Genomic DNA, 14,044 nt, shown 5'->3' with positions numbered 1-14,044 from the left:
GGGGTCCGACCGGCCGGACCCCGGCCCGAATACCTTGGTGCGTATGGACATGATCACCCCGGAACCGCGGCCGTCGTGGATCGCCGGGCGGCCGGAGCAGGGCGTCGCGACACTGACGGTGCACCACCCGTACGACGGCAGCGAGGTCGCGACCGTCGCTGTGCCCGGACCCGAGCAGACCGAACGCGCGGTGGCCGCCGCGGCCGGCGTGGCGAAGGAGTTCCGCCACAGCCCCGCGCACGTCCGCGCCAAGGCGCTCGAACACGTCTCCCGCGGTCTGCAGGCGCGCGCCGAAGAGATCGCCGAGATCATCACCGCCGAGAACGGCAAGCCGCTGAAGTGGGCCGAAGCCGAGGTGAGCCGTGCGGTGTCGGTGTTCCGCATCGCCGCCGAGGAGGCCCGCCGCTTCACCGGCGACGTCCAGCGGCTCGACAGCGACCCGGCCGGCGACGCGCGCCTCGCGCTCACGCGGCGGGTGCCCCGCGGCCCGGTGCTGGGCATCGCGCCGTTCAACTTCCCGCTGAACCTGGTGGCGCACAAGGTGGCGCCGGCGCTGGCGGTCGGCGCGCCGATCATCGTCAAGCCCGCGCCGCGCACCCCGCTGTCCGCGCTGGTCCTCGGCGAGATCCTGGGCGAGACCGAGCTGCCCGAGGGCGCGTTCTCCGTGCTGCCGCTGGGCAACGCCGAGACACAGGCGCTGGTCGCCGACCCGCGGCTGCCCGTGGTGTCGTTCACCGGCTCCGGCCCGGTCGGCTGGTCGATCGCGGACGCCGCGCCGCGCAAGCACGTGGTGCTGGAGCTGGGCGGCAACGCCGCGGCCGTCGTCCTGCGCGACTGGCCGGACCCCGAGGGCGCCGCGCACCGCATCGCGACCTTCGGCAACTACCAGGCCGGCCAGTCCTGCATCGCGGTGCAGCGGGTGATCGTGGACGCCGCGGTCGCCGACGAGTTCGTGCCCGCCCTGGTGGAGGCCGTCGAGGCCCAGCAGACCGGCGACCCGTACGACCGCAACACCGACGTCGGGCCCGTGGTCGACGAGGCCGCCGCCGAGCGGATCGTCGCGTGGGTGGACGAGGCGGTGGCCGAGGGCGCGAAGGTGCTCACCGGCGGCACCCGCGACGGCGCGACGGTGGCCCCGACCCTGCTCACCGACGTCCCGCCGGAGGCGAAGGCCTGGGCCGAGGAGATCTTCGGACCGGTGCTCGCGGTGTCCGTTGTGGACGGTGTGGACGAGGCCTTCGCCGCCGTCAACGCCTCGGCCTACGGGCTGCAGGCCGGCGTCTTCACCAGCGACGTCCAGCTCGCCTTCCACGCCTCGGCCGAGCTGGAGGTCGGCGGCGTGATCATCGGCGACGTGCCGTCCTACCGGGCCGACCAGATGCCCTACGGCGGCGTGAAGGGCTCCGGCGTCGGCCGCGAGGGCGTGCTGTCGGCGATGAACGACTTCACCGAGGAACGCGTGACGGTCTTCACCGGGGTGGACCTCTAAGCCGTCACAAGGACTGGGCGAACTTGAACACGCCGTCCGGGTCGTAGGTCTTCGCGACCTTCTCGAGCCGGGCGGCGTTGTCGCCGTAGTACGCGGTTTTCCAGTCCGGCAGGTCCGGGTCGATGTAGTTGACGTAGCCGCCGGCGGCGCCCGCGCCGGCGAGCCCACTGACCACAGTGGACACCGACTTCGCGACCGACGAGCGGTTCCCGGCCGTCGCCGGCGCGTAGACCTGCACGCTGGCCAGCGCCTTGCGGTGCCAGAACGCGGTGTCCGACGGCGCGAGGTTCGCGACCGCGCCGCCGAGGCCGTCGATCAGCAGGTCCATGCCCTTGTGGCCGGACGCGAGGTCGCTCACCTTCGCGCCGGCCACCGGGTCGGTGATGATCCGAGACGAGGCCACGAAGGTCTGCCGGCTGGAGCTGCCGGAGAAGTAGTCCATCGCGCCCGAGTAGCTCAGGGATTTCATGGTGCGGCTCGACGGGGTGGCCTCCAGCTTGCCCAGCAGCGCCGTGAGCGCGGACGAGCCGCCGACGAACGCGCCGCCGATCCTGCACTGCACCGGAGAACCGCCGGACACGACGATGTTCGACCACAGCTCGGGCGGGGTGGTCGGCAGCCACCGCTGCCACGCGTCCAGCGTTTCGGCCGCCGCCCCGCCCGGGAAGTGCAGCGAGAAGACGGTGATGTCCGGCGCCGGATCGGTGCTGAACGTGAACGAGGTGACCACGCCGAAGTTGCCGCCACCGCCGCCGCGCAGGGCCCAGAACAGGTCCGGCTCGGTGCCGGCGTCGGCCGTGCGCAGCTTGCCGTCGGCGGTCACCACCTGCGCGGAGGTGAGGTGGTCGCAGGTAAGCCCGTATTTGCGGGCCAGCACGCCGATCCCGCCGCCGAGGGTGAGCCCGGCGATGCCGACCGTCGGGCAGGAGCCCGCGGGCAGGCACCGGCCGGCCTTGGCCAGCGCGGCGTAGACGTCCTTGAGCCGAGCGCCCGCGCCGATCGTCACCCGGTCGCCTTGGACGTCCACTTGGGACAGTGCGCCGACGTCGAGCACCAGCCCGCCTTCGGGCACCGAGTAGCCCGCGTAGCTGTGACCGCCGCTGCGCGCGGCGATCGGGAGCCGTCCGGCGGCGGCGGCGAGGCACGCCTGCACGTCCTCGGGCTTGCCGATCTTCGCGACGGCGGCCGGGTTGTGGCTGTCGAACAGCGGGTTGAACGCGCGCTTGGCGGTGGCGAACTGGCCGTCGGCCGACAGCAGGAGATCGCCGCTGAGCTTGTCGCGCAACGCGTTCCAGTCCGGCGGCCCGGACGGTCTGGTGCTGGCCGGCGGCGGTGACGACGGCATGGCGCTGCTGCTCGGCGCGGCCGGCGGGCTGCCCTTGCCCGGCGCGCACGCCGCGGCCACCGCGCCGACCGCCGTGAGCCCGGCCGCCCGCAGGAACGTCCTTCTCCCGACTGCTGTCATGTGATGAAGACGTGCCGGCGGCGGCCGCGGTTGCGCCCAGTCGCCTGGCCGGGTGGCCGCGGGCAGGTCAGGCGGCCGCCGGCTCGACCCCGGGCGCCTTCATCAGGCGGGCCGGCTCGGCCGGGTCGGACACCCCTTGGACGTCGCGACGCGGGGTGTAGGGCGGCTTCCAGCCGGGCCGCTTCCTCGTCGGTCAGCGTGATGGAGAGGGCCGCGATCGCGTCGTCGATGTGGCCGGGCTTGAGCGCTCCCACGATCGGCGCGGCGACCACCTCCTGATCACCGGCGAACCGGTCGACGACTGGCGCCGTCAGATCAACGACCCCAGGTCCGGCACCGGCCCGCTCAGCGCGGAGCCGTCGGCCCGGCCCGAGACCCAGGCCAGCAGGTCGCCGGGGCTGCCGGTGACCGTGCCGCCGGAGCCGTCGCCCAGCGTCCAGCGGTGGGCGCCGTCGGCCGTGGCCAGGCGGCAGGGCGGGAGTTCGCCGCCGTACATGCCGATCATGTTCTCGACGACGTCGCCGACAAACGGGCCCAGCAACGCCGTGGCCGCGGCGAAATCGTGGCCTCGGTCCAGGTCGACGAGGTGGATGGTGGTCTCCGCCAGCCGCAGCGTCACCGCGTTCGCGCCGGTGATCCGCTGGCCGAACCGGGCGCGGACCGGGGCCGTCCAGACGCGGTCCGGCAGCGCCGAAGCGAACTCCACCAGCCGCTCCCCCGAAGCGACGAAGTCGGCCAGTATCTCCGCGGTGCCGCGCGCCGCGCCGGCCTCGATGTCGTCGTCGCGGGCCGTGCCCGGGCCGTACATCGGGTGCTCGACACCGGTTTCGGCCCAGGTCAGCAGGTTGACGACGGCGTCGGCATTACGCGCGAGGTGCGTCAGCAGGTGGGCGCGCGACCAGCCGGGCAACGCGCTCGGCGCCCGCATCGCCGCCTCGTCCAGCGCGCCGACGGCGAGCGCCCACTCGTCCTGCAGGTCCCGGATGCGGGCCACCGCCGCCGTTTCGCTCACCCGGCGATCGTAGGGCCTATCGGCGCAGTGCGGCAGGTGCGCCGGAAGGAACCGCCGGGTTCTTGGGGGCCACCGGATCCAGTCGCGCGTACGCCGCTTCCTGGGCCGGGCGCCGGTCCTCCTCGCCCTTGTTGGGCCAGAAGGAGAACGCCCGCTCGGCCTGCGCCGTGATGGTCAGCGACGGGTTCACGCCGAGGTTCGCGGTGATCGCCGATCCGTCCACAACGGACAGTCCGGGGTAGCCGTAAACCCGGTGGTACGGGTCGATCACGCCGGCCTCGGCGCTGTCCCCGATCGGCACGCCGCCGATGAAGTGGGCCGTGAGCGGGATGTCGAAGATCTCGCCCCAGGTGCCGCCCGCGAGGCCGCCGATGTGCTCGGCCGTGAGCTCGTTCGCCTCGTGCCCGGCCGGGATGAAACTCGGGTTCGGCTCGCCGTGACCCTGTTTCGAGGTGTACTTGCGCCGCCCGAACAGGCCGCGCTTGGTGTAGGTGGTGATGGAGTTGTCCAGGCTCTGCATCACCAGCAGGATCACCGTCCGCTCGCTCCAGCGGTAGCCGTTGAGCAGCTTGGCCGACTGGACCGGGTGCTTGACCATGAAGGTGACGGCCTGGCGCCAGCGCGGCACCGGCGAGGCCCCGTCGGTCGCGATGCTCTGCAGCAGGCTCATCGCGTTGCTGCCCTTGCCGTACCGCACCGGCTCGATGTGGGTGTTCTCGTCGGGGTGGATGGACGAGGTGATGGCGACGCCGCGGCTGAAGTTCCGGCTCTCGTCGACCTCGGTGCGCGCGGCGCCGATGATGGCCTCGGAGTTCGTGCGCGTCAGCTCGCCGAGGCGGCGTGACAGCTTCGGCAGCGTGCCGGTGTCCTTCATGCGGTGCAACAGGTTCTGCGTGCCCCAGGTGCCCGCCGCGAACACCACCTGGCCGGCGGTGACGGTGGTGCGGAAGCGCTTCGAGCGCGTCCCGGTCTTCTGCAGCGTGACGCGGTAGCCGCCGCCGACCGGGCTCACCGAGGTGACCGTGGTGAGCGGGATGACCTTCGCGCCGTCCTGCTCCGCGAGGTACAGGTAGTTCTTGACCAGCGTGTTCTTGGCGCCGACGCGGCAGCCGGTCATGCAGGCGCCGCACTCGGTGCAGCCGACGCGGTCGGGGCCGGCGCCACCGAAGAACGGGTCCTTCACGCTCTCGCCGGGCTTGCCGAAGTACACGCCCACCGGCGTCGCGTGGAAGGAGTCGCCGACGCCCATGTCCTCGGCGACCTCGCGCATCACCACGTCCGACGGCGTGACGGTCGGGTTCGTCACCACCCCGAGCATCCGGCTGGCCTGGTCGTAGTGCGGCGCCAGCTCCGACTCCCAGTCGGTGATGTGCGACCACTGCCGGTCGGCGTAGAACGGCTTGAGCGGGCGGTAAAGCGTGTTCGCGTAGACCAGCGAGCCGCCGCCGACGCCCGCGCCCGCCAGCACCATCACGTCCGAGAGCATGTGCACGCGCTGGATGCCGTAACAGCCGAGCTGCGGCGCCCAGAGGTAACGCTTGAGGTCCCAGGAGGTCTTGGCGAACTCGTCGTCCGCGAACCGGCGCCCGGCCTCGACCACCGCGACGCGATAGCCCTTCTCGGTCAGCCGCAGCGCCGCGACGCTGCCCCCGAACCCCGAGCCCACGACCAGGACGTCGTAGTCGGGACTGTCGGTCGCTGTGGTGGTGTTACTGGCAGTCACAGGTTCGAGGGTAACCCCGGGATGTCCTTCTGACCAGACGTAAGTTACCCGCCGGTCACCCCCGCCCCGATGACCGTCAGCGGCGCACGGTCAGCCCGACGCGCTGGAACTCCTTCAGGTCCGAGTACCCGGCCTTCGCCATCGCGCGGCGCAGCGCGCCGAACAGGTTCACCACGCCCTCGGCGTCCGAGGACGGGCCGAAGAGCAGGGTCTTCAGGTCGACCGCGTAGTCCGAGTCCGGCCCGGCGACCACGCGGGAGCGCGGCAGCGACGGGTGGGCCGCGGCGGCCGTCCAGTACAGGCCCTGGCCCGGGGCGTCGCTGGCGGTCGCGAGCGGGGCGCCGAGCATCACCGCGTCCGCGCCGCACGCGATGGCCTTCGCGATGTCGCCCGAGGTGGTCATGCCGCCGTCGGCGAGCACGTGGACGTAGCGGCCGCCCGTCTCGTCCAGGTAGTCACGGCGGGCGGCGGCCGCGTCGACCACCGCGGTGGCCATCGGGACGCCGATGCCGAGCACGCGGTCGGTGCTGGTGACCCCCGGGGTGTAGCCGTGGCCGACGATCACGCCCGCCGCGCCGGTGCGCATCAGGTGCATGGCCGTGCGGTAGTCGCTCACGCCGCCGGCGATCACGGGCACGTCCAGCCGTCCGATGAACTCCTTGAGGTTCAACGGCTCGGCCTCGCGCTCGACGTGCTCGGCGGAGATGATCGTGCCCTGCACGACCAGGATCTCGACGCCCGCCGCGAGCAGGTCCGGCGTCAGCTCGGCGGCGTGCTGCGGGCTCACGCGCGCGGCGACGGTCACCCCCGACTCGCGGACGGTCTTGATCGCCTCGGTGAGCAGGTCGAGCCGGATCGGCGCCGAGTGCAGGTCCTGCAGCTCGCGGACGACGGCCGTGGGGTCCTCGCCGTCCTCGGCCGCGCGGACCAGCCGGAAGATCGCGTCCTCGACGTTCGGGTGCCGGGCCCACAGTCCCTCGGCGTTCAGCACGCCCAGCCCGCCCAGCTCGCCGATCGCGACGGCCGTGCCCGGCGACACGATGGCGTCGGTCGGGTGCGTCACCAGCGGCAGGTCGAAGCGGTAGGCGTCGATCTGCCAGGAGGTGGACACCACCGAGGACGACCGCGTCCGCCGTGACGGGACGATCTCCACGTCATCGAGGTCATACGCCCGCCGCGCGGTGCGGCCCATGCCGATCTCGACCAGTTCCCGCACGTGAAGTCCCTTCTCCGCACCGACGACAACGGCCTCCATTGTCGCTAGGCCGCGTGGGTGACCCGCGCACGGGGTGAGCAAAGCGGCTCGTGAGGGTTCCGGACGGTTGGAACCGTCCGGAACACTCACGAGTCCGGCTCAGTGCGTGGTGTAGTTCGGCGCCTCGACGGTCATGGTGACGTCGTGCGGGTGGCTCTCCTTGAGCCCGGCCGCGGTGATCCGCACCAGCTGCGCCTCCTGCAGCTGCGCGATCGTCTCGGCGCCCGCGTAGCCCATGCCGGCGCGCAGGCCGCCGACGAGCTGGTGCACGACGTTCGACAGCGGGCCGCGGAACGGGATGCGGCCTTCGATGCCCTCGGGGACCAGCTTGTCCTCGTTGAGCACGTCGTCCTGCGCGTAGCGGTCCTTCGAGTACGACTTCGCCTGGCCGCGCGACTGCATGGCGCCCAGCGAGCCCATGCCGCGGTAGACCTTGAACTGCTTGCCGTTGACCAGGATCAGGTCGCCGGGCGACTCGGCGGTGCCGGCCAGCAGGCTGCCCAGCATCACGGTGGACGCCCCGGAGGCGATGGCCTTCGCGATGTCGCCCGAGTACTGGATGCCGCCGTCGCCGATCACCGGGATGCCGGCCGGGCGGCAGGCCTGGTCGGCCTCGTAGATCGCGGAGATCTGCGGGACGCCGACCCCCGCGACGATGCGCGTGGTGCAGATCGAGCCGGGGCCGACGCCGACCTTCACGCCGTCCACGCCAGCGTCGACCAGCGCCTGCGCGCCCGCGCGGGTCGCGACGTTTCCGCCCACGATGTCGACGGTGTCGCCCAGCTCCTTCTTCAGCAGCTTCACGGTCTCCACGACGGCGCGGGAGTGGCCGTGCGCGGTGTCCACCATGAGCACGTCGACGCCGGCCTCGGCCAGCGTCATCGCGCGCTTGTGCCCGTCCGAGCCCACGCCGACGGCGGCACCGACGATCAGCCGTCCGTCGGTGTCCTTGGTGGCGTTCGGGTACTGCTCGGTCTTCACGAAGTCCTTGACCGTGATCAGGCCGCGGAGCTTGCCCGCGCCGTCGACGATCGGCAGCTTCTCGATCTTGTGCCGGCGCAGCAGCCCCAGCGCCGCCTCCGCGGTGACCCCGACCTGGGCGGTGACCAGCGGCGCCTTGGTCATGACCTCGCTGACCAGGCGGGTGTAGTCCACCTCGAACCGCATGTCGCGGTTGGTGATGATGCCCACGAGCGAGCCGGACGCGTCGGTGACCGGCACGCCGGAGATGCGGAACCGGGCGCACAGGGCGTCGACCTCGGCCAGCGTGTCGTCGGGCGAGCAGGTGACCGGGTCGGTGACCATGCCGGCCTCCGAGCGCTTCACGACCTCGACGGCCGCGGCCTGCTCGTCGATCGGCAGGTTGCGCTGCAGCACGCCGATGCCGCCCTGGCGCGCCATCGCGATCGCCATCCGGCCCTCGGTGACGGTGTCCATGGCGGCGGAGACCAGCGGGATGTTCAGCGTGATGTTGCGGCTGAGCCGGGTGCTGGTGTCGACCCCGCTGGGCACCACGTCGGACTCGGCAGGCAGCAGCAGCACGTCGTCGAAGGTCAGGCCGAGCATCGCGAACTTGCTCGGCACGGGGGCAGTGATGCTTTCGCTGGTCATAGCGGGCGAAGGGCCTTCCTGGCAGGGGTGTGCGAAGTCGCCGGCGGGCAGCGACCGACGGGGCTGGGCCTTCCCCTCATGATATCCGGGCCGGACCCCCGCACTGGGCGGGTGGGGACGACACCGCGTGAGCAGGTACCGTGCAGGCCGTGCCGCACGATGTGTTGCCCCCAGATCCGTTCGCGGATGACCCGGACGATCCGGCCCGGGCCTTCCTCGACCCCGAAGACAACCTCGACGAGCCGATCAGCGCGGACGAACGCACCGAGCTGCTGGCCGATCTCTCCGATCTCGCCGTCTACCAGGCCCTCCTGGAGCCGCGCGGTGTGCGGGGCATCGTCGTGGACTGCGGCGAATGCGACGAACCCCACTACCACGACTGGCACCTGCTGCGCGCCAGCCTGGAGCAGCTGCTCGCCGACGGCCGCATGCGCCCGCACGAGCCGGCCTTCGATCCCAACCCGGGCGACTACGTGAGCTGGGACTACTGCCGCGGCTTCGCGGACGGGGTCACGGCCAACGAAAGCGCCTACTGAGCCGGCGACGGCTTGGCGAAGGCCTCGGTGACGTTGCTCACCGGGGCCTTTTTTCGTACCCGCTTCCTGGCCCCGCGTACGAAAAAGGGCCTCGGCGAGATGGTCCGCCGAGGCCCTTTGTTCGAAAGCGTCCGGATTTACGGGGTTTCCGGTGACCCGTTCTGCGCGGCGCCGCTGCCGCTGCCGCTGGGATCGTTGCGCGGGCTGCCGCTGCTGCCCGAGCCCGGGTTGCTGCCCGTGACGCCGGTCGGCGTGGTGGGCGGCGGCGGGGTCGTGGTCGTGTCGCCCGACGGCGGCGGCGACTCCGGGATGCTGGTGGCGGGCGGCGGGGTGGCGGTGCTGCCCGTGCCCGGCAGCTGCGTCGGCTGACCGCTGGCCTGCGGTGACCCGGTGCCCGGGTTGTTCGCCGGCGGAACCGCCGGCGGGTTCGCCGGGTTCCCGCCCGGGTGCGGCGCGGACGGGTCGTCGAGCTGCGCCGCCAGCTGGCGGTGCTGCTCCATCAGCTGGTTGCGACTGTCGTCGTCGCTGACCTGGCTGAGGGCGGCCTGCGCGTCGTCGAGCGCCTTGCGGGCGTCGGAGAGGCGGTTGTCGGCCAGTGCGAGGTTCGCCTTCTCCAGGTCGAGCTTCACCGTGGCGGCGGCTTCGACCGAGTGGGCGTGGTCGGCGTACAGGACCTTCGTGAGGCCCCAGAGGGCGTCGCCCGGCTGCGCGTCACGCGCCGCGAGACCGGTGCCGGTGAAGGCGATCGCGGCGGCGGCGCACGCGGCGGCGACCGGCACGAGGTAACGACGGCGGCGTCCGCGCTGCGAGTGCTTGCGCGCCAGCGAAGCCGTCCGGACGGTGGTGACCGCGGTGTCGACGTCGACCAGCTCGGCGAGCGGCTCGCTGTCGATGTCACGCCGCCAGGCCAGCAGCAGCGCGTTGAGCTCCTGGTCGCCGAGGCCGTCGGCGATGGCCGGGTCCGTGCCCCCGAGCGCGTCCAGCAGCGCGTCGTCGGCCTGGATGGCCGACAGGTCACCGTCGGCCTCGGCGTCGAACGCCGTCATCCCGCTCGGCCACGTGGATGGCGACAGGTCACGGTCGTCGTCGCGATCGGTCACTCAGATCACCTCCTCGGCGGCGAGCACCTTGCGCAGGCGGGCCAAGGCGCGGTGCTGGGCGACACGGACCGCGCCCGGCGTCGACCCGACGGCCTCCGCGGTCTCCTCCGCCGACAGCCCCACCACGACCCGCAACACGACGATCTCCCGTTGCTTGTCCGGCAGTACCTGCAACAACTGCGACATCCGCTCGTTCAGCTCACCCTGCAACGCGCGCTGCTCGGGTCCGACCCCGCCCTCGACCTCGTCGGGGACTTCGGCGACGGGCTCAGCCCGGTTGCGAGCCGCCGCGCGGTGCGCGTCGGCCACCTTGTGCTGGGCAATACCGTAGACGAAGGCAAGGAAAGGGCGCCCCTGGTCACGGTACGAAGGCAATGCCGTGAGCACCGCGAGACACACCTCCTGCGCAACATCGTCCGCAGAAGCGAAGGAACGCTCCTGCCTGCCAACCCGAGCGCGGCAATACCGCACTACCAGAGGACGGATGGCCGCCAGCAGCCGCTCTACCGCTTGAGGATCTCCCTCGACAGCAGCGGCGACTGGCTCATCCAGTCCATCCCCCACATTGGCCATCGCAGACAACAGTCCCAGTGTTACGTGTAGGCGTGCAAAGAATCCGGCGCGTGGTCATCCTGCCCCGCCCGCCGGTGACAGTCACCGTACCGTCGGGGACCCCCTGGACAACCGCCAGAGGTGGTCCCCGGCGCGCCGCGCTCGCGGCGCCGGTGGAAACCCGGCTTTACCGGCTGCTCACGCGCATTCGCCGAATCCGGCCGAACGGCTGGCCAGTGCGGTACGCGAAGCGGCCCGGGCGGGGCGGCGACCAGTCCGGAAGCCTGCCCGAGCGGTGGGGACAACGGCGCCGTCCGTGACACGGAACACAGGTACGGGCCAGGGCGCGAGCCCTGGCCCGTCGTCACCGTGCAACCACGTCCGTAACGAAGCCGCTGGAGAGCGCTTTACCTCAACGAGCCCCGGGAAGACCCGGGGCCGGCCTCAGGAGACGAGACCGCGGCGGAAGCCGTGGGCCACCGCCTGAGCCCGGTCGCGGACCCCGAGCTTGCGGAACAGCCGCCGCGCGTGGGTCTTCACCGTGTCCTCGGACAGGTAGAGCTCGCGGCCGATCTGGCCGTTGCTCTTGCCCTGGCTCATGCCGCGCAGGACCTGCAGCTCGCGCTCGGTGAGCTGCACGCCGGGGTCCGACGGCTGGCGCGGCGCCGGCACCGAGGTGCTGGCGAGGGTGTGGGCCAGTGCGGCAACGAGCTCGGGCCGCGATGCGTCCCAGCGCAGGTAGCCGCGGGCACCGCCGGCGATCGCCGCGGCGATGCTGCCCGCGTCGTCCGGGGCGCCGAAGACGATGACATTCGCCTGGGGGTTCGCGGAGACGAGCCGGCGCGTGGCTTCGACGCCCGTCGGGACCGCGCGTTGCGTCCCGACCAGCACGACGTCGACCGGCTGACGGGTGTACCGGGCCAGCAGCTCGTCACCGTGCGCTACGCAGTCGATGCGACTGACCCCTGGGACCGCGGACATCACACGGGTGAGCCCTTCGCGGACACTGCGTCGGTCGTCGCAGATCAAGACCGTCGTCACGGGGTTTCCTTCCTGCAGCCGGGTGACATTCCACTTCCCCTATCGGACGCTTTAGCTCGAACCTTGACACGATCCGGTGGCTTTTTTTGAAGTTTCTTAGCCCGGATGCCGGAACGGCCTTTCCAGGAGGCTCAACCGCCCCCGGTGGGAACCCACGGCGAATCGTGTGCGATACGCATCACGCAAGGATCGACTCGTCGTAACACTGCGTGCAACACCTCCTGGCCTCTGAATCGATACTTCTCGGCGTGTTGAGCCCCTAGATCAGCCGCGACCCGGGCCGCGACCCAGATAAGTGAATGGAGTTCGCATTTTTCGGCCTCGGCGAGCGCCCTTTCGACAAGCCCCAGCGCGGCTTCCCGAGCACCGGCGTCGCCAGCCGCCGACAGTGCGACCCCGAGCACGATGTCGGATTTCACAACGTGCCGGCGAGCGCCGCGTTCCCGCGCGGTTTCGGCGGCCCGCCGCGCCGGCGCCACCGCTTCGGCCGGCCGCCCGGCGGCCAGCTCGATCTCGGCCCCCACCCACCCGGCCCGGACGGTCGCCCGCCACCGCCCGTCCCCGGCCACCGCCAGGGCAGCCAACCGCCGCGCCGCCGAGATCCGGCCCAGCGCGAGGTTGTCCGCCGCCAGCCCGAGCAGGGCATCGGCCCGGGCGCCTCGGTAGTCGAGGCCGTCGGGATCGGAATAGACCCCTCGGTCGGCAACAGCCCGGTCAGCGGCAGTGCGGCCAGCCGCAGCAGGATCGGCGGCGCGGTCGGCCGCAGCGGGGTCGGCAGCGCGGTCAGTAGCGGCGCGGTCGGCAGCAGCGCGGCCAGCCGCAGCAGGGTCGGCGGCGCGGTCAGCGGCGGCGCGGCCGGCCACAGCAGGGTCGGCAGCGCGGCCAGCAACAGCACCGCGCAAGCTGGGCCCGAGCAGCGGCACCAAAGCGCCCCCCACAAGCGCCAAAGCCGCACCGTCCAGGGCTCGCGCGGCGGTGTGGCCGCCGAGTTGGCGGCGGTGGGAAGCCAGTGTGGTGGCGGCGAGGGAGGCCAGTAGCGGGTCTCGGCTTCGGCGGAGGTCGGTCAGGGCTGTGGAAGCCGCGGCGTAACGGCCTTGGGCGCCCAGGACGATCGCGGCCAGCAGGCGGTCCCACGGCGCGGCGGACCGCGGCGCCGTGACCGGCTCTGGGGGCAGCGGGTGGTCGCCGAAGGCGAGGGCCCGCAGGGTCTGTTCCTCCACCCGTTCTTTTTAGCGGTTCCCACCGACAAAATCGGAGACCACGAGCGCGGCCACCCGCCGAACGGCCGAGCGGTTCGGGCAACCGGCTTAGCCCGTCGTCCCCACCAGGACGTGTTCGACGCGGTCCGCGGCCGTGGGCAGGTCCACCAGCAGCTCCACCTTGTCCGGCAGCGCGGCCGGGTCCCAGCCGGGGCCGCAGGCGAACAGGCGGCTGCGCTGACGGCCGCGGGAGACGCGCGCGAAAAGGCGCGGGTCCGCCGCCGCCCGGCGGTGCGCCCACAGCACCACGGCGGCGGGCGCGCTCCGGCGCACGGCCACCGCCAGCACCTCCGCAGGCAGCGGCACGCCGAACAGCTGCGTCCCGATCCGGCGGCCCGCCAGCGCGGCCGCCAGCGCGTACGCCGGAGTGCTGTCACGTTCCTCCGGCACACAGCCGAGCAGCACCGGGCGCTGGTTGCGCGGCTGGTCGAGCACCGGCGTCGCGCGGACGAGCGACGCGTACACGCACTCGGCCAGCAGGTACTCGACCTCCGCGCCGGCGCTGACCCCGCGCCAGCGCGCGCCCAGCGCCGTCAGCACCGGGTCGATCACGCCGGACCACGCCGCGAGCACGCCCAGTTCGGCGATCGCGTCGGCGAGCATGCGCTGGACGGCGCCGACGTCCATGGCCAGCGCGGCCGTGCTCAGCCGGCGGGCGAGGCGGGACGGGACCTCGTGGTCGCCGTCGGGCGCGGGGGCCTCGTCCTCATCGGGAGCCGGGGCCGGCGGTGGGAGTTCGTCGACGACGGCGCGGGGCATGTGGTCGAGGGCGTAGCGCGCGGCCTCCGCCGTCGACGCGCCGCGGAGCAGCGCGCGCTGCATGAGTTCGAGGCGCCCGATGTCGGAGCTGCCGTACCTGCGGTGACGGCCGTCGGTGTGCCGGCTGGGCCCCAGCCCGTAACGGCGGTCCCAGGTACGAAGGGTGGACGGGGCGACCCCGAGCCGGCGAGCGACCGAGGCCACCGGCAGGGTGGGCTCTCCTTCGCTCGACCCGGATCCCA

12 protein-coding genes are annotated in these 14,044 nt (G+C 72.5%); 2 read left to right on the top strand and 10 right to left on the bottom strand.

Annotated elements, in window-relative coordinates:
- Positions 1–43 precede the first annotated feature (43 nt).
- Positions 44–1,489, top strand: coding sequence for an aldehyde dehydrogenase family protein (locus BMY97_RS31455; RefSeq protein ID WP_091623898.1), 1,446 nt, complete (start codon positions 44–46; stop codon positions 1,487–1,489).
- Between the two features lie 4 nt (positions 1,490–1,493).
- Here BMY97_RS31455 and BMY97_RS31450 read toward each other — a convergent pair whose 3' ends face one another.
- From BMY97_RS31450 to guaB, 5 genes are all read right to left on the bottom strand, one after another.
- Positions 1,494–2,954: an FAD-binding oxidoreductase gene (locus BMY97_RS31450; RefSeq protein WP_091623896.1), complete on the bottom strand. Its 1,461-nt coding sequence runs from the start codon at positions 2,952–2,954 to the stop codon at positions 1,494–1,496.
- Between the two features lie 310 nt (positions 2,955–3,264).
- A complete protein-coding gene (locus tag BMY97_RS31440; RefSeq protein ID WP_091623893.1) occupies positions 3,265–3,966 on the bottom strand; it encodes a maleylpyruvate isomerase family mycothiol-dependent enzyme in 702 nt (233 codons plus the stop codon).
- A 16-nt stretch (positions 3,967–3,982) separates the two neighbouring features.
- Complete coding sequence (locus tag BMY97_RS31435) at positions 3,983–5,689, bottom strand: GMC family oxidoreductase N-terminal domain-containing protein (protein ID WP_091623890.1); 1,707 nt, start codon at positions 5,687–5,689, stop codon at positions 3,983–3,985.
- A 76-nt stretch (positions 5,690–5,765) separates the two neighbouring features.
- On the bottom strand, positions 5,766–6,905 hold the full coding sequence (locus tag BMY97_RS31430) for a GuaB3 family IMP dehydrogenase-related protein (protein ID WP_091623887.1): 1,140 nt from the start codon (positions 6,903–6,905) through the stop codon (positions 5,766–5,768).
- Positions 6,906–7,043: 138 nt separating this feature from the next.
- Positions 7,044–8,555: an IMP dehydrogenase gene (guaB, locus tag BMY97_RS31425; RefSeq protein ID WP_091623884.1), complete on the bottom strand. Its 1,512-nt coding sequence runs from the start codon at positions 8,553–8,555 to the stop codon at positions 7,044–7,046.
- A 140-nt stretch (positions 8,556–8,695) separates the two neighbouring features.
- Between guaB and BMY97_RS31420 the strand changes: the two genes are divergently transcribed.
- A complete protein-coding gene (locus BMY97_RS31420; protein WP_091623882.1) occupies positions 8,696–9,091 on the top strand; it encodes a DUF5319 domain-containing protein in 396 nt (131 codons plus the stop codon).
- A gap of 137 nt (positions 9,092–9,228) precedes the next feature.
- Here BMY97_RS31420 and BMY97_RS31415 read toward each other — a convergent pair whose 3' ends face one another.
- The 5 genes from BMY97_RS31415 to BMY97_RS31395 form a co-directional block, all read right to left on the bottom strand.
- The gene (locus BMY97_RS31415; protein WP_245787599.1) at positions 9,229–10,191 is read right to left on the bottom strand and encodes an anti-sigma-D factor RsdA; all 963 of its coding nucleotides are present in this window, start codon (positions 10,189–10,191) and stop codon (positions 9,229–9,231) included.
- Entirely contained in the window at positions 10,192–10,764 is a 573-nt protein-coding gene (locus tag BMY97_RS31410) for a sigma-70 family RNA polymerase sigma factor (RefSeq protein ID WP_091623879.1), read from the bottom strand. It abuts the gene before it with no gap.
- Between the two features lie 423 nt (positions 10,765–11,187).
- On the bottom strand, positions 11,188–11,784 hold the full coding sequence (locus tag BMY97_RS31405) for a response regulator transcription factor (protein WP_020662719.1): 597 nt from the start codon (positions 11,782–11,784) through the stop codon (positions 11,188–11,190).
- Positions 11,785–11,915: 131 nt separating this feature from the next.
- Positions 11,916–12,959 (bottom strand): coiled-coil domain-containing protein, encoded by a 1,044-nt coding sequence (locus BMY97_RS46300; RefSeq protein ID WP_425425354.1) that lies wholly within the window; start codon positions 12,957–12,959, stop codon positions 11,916–11,918.
- A gap of 132 nt (positions 12,960–13,091) precedes the next feature.
- Positions 13,092–14,006: a MerR family transcriptional regulator gene (locus tag BMY97_RS31395; RefSeq protein WP_177231628.1), complete on the bottom strand. Its 915-nt coding sequence runs from the start codon at positions 14,004–14,006 to the stop codon at positions 13,092–13,094.
- Positions 14,007–14,044 lie beyond the last annotated feature (38 nt).

Source organism: Amycolatopsis saalfeldensis (assembly GCF_900110575.1).
Taxonomy (GTDB): Bacteria; Actinomycetota; Actinomycetes; order Mycobacteriales; family Pseudonocardiaceae; genus Amycolatopsis; species Amycolatopsis saalfeldensis.
Note: the sequence above shows the minus strand (reverse complement) of the source record. Positions and strands in the feature narration are given on the sequence as shown.